Source organism: Sphingomonas sp. (assembly GCF_051962185.1).
Classification (GTDB): Bacteria; Pseudomonadota; Alphaproteobacteria; order Sphingomonadales; family Sphingomonadaceae; genus Sphingomonas.
In genome coordinates this window covers 1-4,616 of sequence record NZ_JBQCCN010000239.1, presented here as the reverse complement: position 1 = coordinate 4,616, position 4,616 = coordinate 1, and the positions used below count along the sequence as shown (strand labels likewise).

Below are 4,616 nucleotides of genomic sequence, written 5' to 3'. Positions count from 1 at the left end.
GGCGACCAAGATGACGACGGGCGCGAGCCCTATGCCGGGACGGTCGGACCAATCGCGCCCGGGCCGGGTGGCCACCCGGCCCGGGCATCCCGCTTATGAGCGGAACCGCGCGCTTATACGATAACTCAAACAGACAATGCCGGGCTCGTCCCGGCATCCACCGTGCCACCACGCCGCATCTCGGTTGTGGAGGGTTGGACCCCGGCACAAGGCCGGGGTGACGATCGTCATGCCGAGCGGGAGCCTACGGGTCTCTCGCGTCAGCCGACCTACCAAAACGGGTCAACACCGGACCTTTCCGGAAGCCTGTCTAACCCGCCCTTAACCGTAGCCGCTCTACACCGCGCGCATGGAACGGACCGACCGCTCGGCGTGGATCGACGCGCTGGTCGCCATCGCGCTCGCTTGCGCGCTGGCGACCGCGTGGGCGTGGCGCGACTGGGCGAATCTGTCGGTGCTGCGGCTGCCCGACGCCGACGACATGATGCGGCTGCAACAGATTCGCGACTGGATCGACGGCCAGGGCTTTGCCGACCTCACCCAATATCGCCTCGGCGCGACCGGCGTCGCGATGCATTGGTCGCGGCTCGCCGACCTCGCGCCCGGCGGGATCATCGTTTTGCTGCAAGGCGCGCTCGGGCGGGAAACCGCTGAGCTTGTCGCCGTGATCGCGTGGCCGGCGCTGATGCTCGCGGCGGCAATCGCGCTGGTCGGCCGCATCGCCCGCACCGTCGGCGGCGCGGAGATCGCCTTTCCGGCGATGGTCGTCGCGGCGATCGCCTATCCCGCCAGCACCTTGTTCGTGCCGGGGCGGATCGATCATCACAATCTGCAGATCGTGCTGCTGCTGGTCACCACGCTGATGCTGGTCGGACGCGGATCGATGATGGCGGGGATCTTCGCCGGCATCGCCACCAGCCTCAGCCTCGTCATCGGCATGGAGATGATGCCGCTGCTCGCGCTTGCGGGCGGGGTCGCCGTCGCCGACTGGGTCGCGGGCGGGCGAGAGGCGCGCGATCGGCTGATGGGATTCGGCATCGCCCTGTGCGCAGCGACCGTCGCGTGCAGTATCATCTTCCGGCCGTTCGCCTGGGACTATCCGGCGTGCGACGGTTTCACCGCGATTTCGGCGCGCGCGCTGATGGTCGCCTCGTTCGCGCCGATCGGGCTCGCGCTGATCGGCTGGAACAGCAGCGCGCGCGTGCGACTGGCGCTGGCGCTGTCGAGCGGGCTTGCGCTCGCCGCGACGCTCGCGATGTCGACTCCGCAATGCCTGTCGCCCTACGGAGGGGTCGATCCGCTGCTGCAACGGCTGTGGCTGACTCGCGTCGGCGAGGCGCAGGCGCTGTTCGCCGCCGATCCCTCGGTCGCGATCGGCTATGCCGGGCTCGCCCTGGCCGGCCTGGTCGCGGGGATCTGGCACGTCCGGCGTGGGGGCACGCGCGGCTGGTGGGTGCTGCTCGTGCTTCAACTCGGCGCGGGTGCGGTCACCCTGTTGCAGCTGCGCGGCGCTTATGCCGGCGCGATGCTGGCGGGGCCCGCGCTCGGCGCGCTGATCGTCGCCGCGCGCCGTCGCGGGGCGGTGCCGCTGGTCGGTGCCTGGCTCGCCTCGGCGGGCATGCTCTACCCGATCGCGGCCCAGGCGATGGTGCCGGTGCGGCCGGCGCCGGCGGGAGCGAGTTGCACCGCGCCCGATCTGATCGCGGCGCTCGGCCGCCTACCGGTGGGCCGCGTGATGGCGCCGATCGACACCGGCGGCCCGGCGATCGCCCTGACTCGCCAGCGCCTGATCGCCGCCGCCTATCACCGCGACGGCGCGGGCAATCTGGCGATGTACGATTTCTATCGCGGCTCGCCCGATCAGGCGCGCGCGATCGCCGCGCAATGGCGCCCCGACTGGGTGGTGGCGTGCGACGGCTTTCCCGGAATCGCCGCGCCCTTCTCGGCGGACCTCAATCGCGGCAAGGCGCCGGCGTGGCTCCGCCAAGTCGTGCGCGTTCCCTCCGGCGGGCGCATTTTCGCGATCGACTCGTCTCGCCGCTAGGCCGTTGCCGGTGGGGAGCACACGCCCTAAAGCGGCGCGATGCAGGGGTCAGCGGACGGCAAGCTCAATTGGTGGCAGACGCGCACCTTCGTGGTGGTCATGGCGCTGCTGTCGATGGTGCCGTTGCTGTGGCCCGACATCCCGCCGCTGGTCGACCTGCCGGGGCACATGGGGCGCTATCGGGTACAAGTCGATCTCCAGACCTATCCCTGGCTGCTCGACTGGTACAATTTTCAATGGTCGCTGATCGGCAATCTCGGCGTCGACCTGTTGGTCGAGGCGCTGAAGCCGATTTTCGGGCTCGAGCTCTCGGTCAAGCTGATCGTGCTGTCGATCCCGCCGTTCATCGTGATCGGTATCCTTTGGATCGCGCGCGAAGTGCATGGGCGGATCCCGCCGACGGCGCTGTTCGCGCTGCCGCTCGCCTATTGCTACCCGCTGCAATTCGGCTTCGTGAACTTCATGCTGTCGATGGCCTGGGCGCTGCCGATGTTCGCGCTCTGGCTGCGGTTGGCGCGGCTCGGGAAATTCCGCCTCCGCGCGCTCCTCTTCGTGCCGCTGTCGTGCATCCTGTGGGTCTGCCACACCTTCGGCTGGGGCGTACTCGGGGTGCTCGCCTTCTCGGCGGAGATGGTGCGCGAGCACGACCGCATCAAGGACGAGGTCGGGGCGCGGATCGGACCGATCACGCGCGAAGGCGCCAAGCGCTGGGCGATGGGATTCGTCCGCGCCGGACTGCATTGCCTGCCGCTCTGCCTGCCGATGCTGCTGATGGTGGCGTGGCGTAGCGGCCAGCACGTGTCGGGGCAGACCACCGACTGGTTCAATTGGCGCGCCAAGATCAGTTGGCTGACGATGATGCTGCGCGATCGCTGGATGGCCTTCGACATTTCATCGGTGGCGGTGATCGGTCTCGTCATCTTCAAGGCCGTGCGTGATCCCAATTTCGAATATTCGCGCGCGGTCGGGCTCTCGACATTGTTCCTGGTCGCGGTGTTCGTGCTGCTGCCGCGGATCGTGTTCGGCTCGGCCTATGCCGACATGCGGCTCGCCCCGTTCATGGTCGCGATCGGCGTGATCGCGATCCGGCCCAAGCCGATGGTCTCGCGCCGCGCGATGACCGCCGTGGCGTGGCTCGGCCTCGCCTTCGTGCTGGTCCGCACCACCGCGACGACGGTCAGCTTCTACATTTTCGACCAGAATTACGATCGCGAGCTGAAGGCGCTCGCCCATATTCCGGTCGGTGCGCGGCTGGTCAGCTTCGTCGGCAAGACGTGCAACAACGAATGGCTGATGAGCCGGCTCGAGCACCTCCCCGCGCTCGCGCTCGAACGCAACGCCGCCTATACCAACGACCAATGGTCGATGCCCGGCGCGCAATTGCTGACGACCAAATATGTCGCCGCCGGCCGCTTTTCGCACGATCCGTCGGAGATCGTCACCGAACGCCAATGCCCGCGCGAATGGTGGCGGCCGATCGACCGCAGCCTGGCGCTGTTCCCGCGCCCGGCATTCGATTATGTCTGGCTGATCAGCCCGCCGCCCTATCACGCCAAATATGTGCAGGACCTGACCCCGATCTGGCGCAGCGGCGACAGCGTCGTGTTCAAGGTCAACCATGTCGACGTCGCGCCGCAGACCAAGCGGGGCGAATTCCCGCTGCCGCCTAAGAGCAAGGTTCCCCTTTTCTGAACGGGGTGAGCTGCGCCAGATACTCCTGGTCGCTCTCGACGCCGGCGCGCTCGCGGACCAGGAAATCGGCCACCGCGCGGCGGAAATTGCGGTCGGGAATGTAATGCGCCGACCAGGTCGGGACGGGCACATAGCCGCGCGCCAATTTGTGCTCGCCCTGCGCGCCAGCCTCGACCGTGTCGAGGCCGCGCGCGATCGCCGCGTCGATAGCCTGGTAATAGCACAGCTCGAAATGGAGGAAGGGTACGTCCTCGACGCATCCCCAATAGCGGCCATAGAGCGCGTCGGCGCCGATCAGGTTGAGCGCGCCCGCGATCGGCCGGCCGTCGCGCTCGGCCAGGATCAGCAGCACCTGATCGGCCATCCGCTCGCCCAATAGCGAGAAGAACGGCCGCGTCAGATAGGGATGCCCCCATTTGCGGCTGCCGGTGTCCTGATAGAAGGTCCAGAAGGCATCCCAATGCGCCTCGGTCAGCTCGCTGCCGGTGATGTGGCGGATGGTCAGGCCCTCGACAGCCTTGGCGCGCTCGTGACGGATCGCCTTGCGCTTGCGGCTGGCGAGGGCGGCCAGGAAATCGTCGAACGAGGCGTAGCCGTCATTCCTCCAGTGGAATTGCGTGCCCTCGCGGATCAGCCAGCCCGCAGCGTCGAACAACGGTAGCTGGTCGGGCGTGACGAAGGTGGCGTGTGCGGAGGACAGGCCGTTCTGATCGGTCAGTGCCTCGATCGCTCCGATCAATGCCGGGGCAAGGGCGTCGTCGCGCAGCAGAAGCCGAGGGCCCGGCACCGGGGTGAAGGGCGCGGCGACCTGGAGCTTGGGGTAATAATCGCCGCCGGCCCGCTCCCAGGCATCGGCCCAGGCGTGATCGAAGACGTACTC

Annotated in this window: 3 protein-coding genes; 2 read left to right on the top strand and 1 reads right to left on the bottom strand. The window is 68.0% G+C overall.

Annotated features, from left to right (window positions below; translation table 11 throughout):
- Nucleotides 1-349: 349 nt before the first annotated feature.
- Entirely contained in the window at nucleotides 350-2,044 is a 1,695-nt protein-coding gene (locus tag ACTHJR_RS15475; RefSeq protein ID WP_440524137.1) for a hypothetical protein, read from the top strand.
- Nucleotides 2,045-2,083: 39 nt separating this feature from the next.
- Entirely contained in the window at nucleotides 2,084-3,736 is a 1,653-nt protein-coding gene (locus ACTHJR_RS15470; protein WP_440524136.1) for a hypothetical protein, read from the top strand.
- On the opposite strand, the gene ACTHJR_RS15465 is transcribed toward ACTHJR_RS15470, so the two are convergent.
- A partial coding sequence (locus ACTHJR_RS15465; RefSeq protein WP_440524135.1) for a GNAT family N-acetyltransferase occupies nucleotides 3,711-4,616 on the bottom strand: 906 nt, incomplete at its 5' end. The genes ACTHJR_RS15470 and ACTHJR_RS15465 overlap by 26 nt on opposite strands.

What these genes read in the sequence shown, in the direction of transcription:
- ACTHJR_RS15475 (WP_440524137.1), top strand. Translation starts at nt 350, where the DNA reads ATGGAACGGACCGACCGCTCGGCGTGGATCGACGCGCTGGTCGCCATC.
- ACTHJR_RS15470 (WP_440524136.1), top strand. Translation starts at nt 2,084, where the DNA reads ATGCAGGGGTCAGCGGACGGCAAGCTCAATTGGTGGCAGACGCGCACC.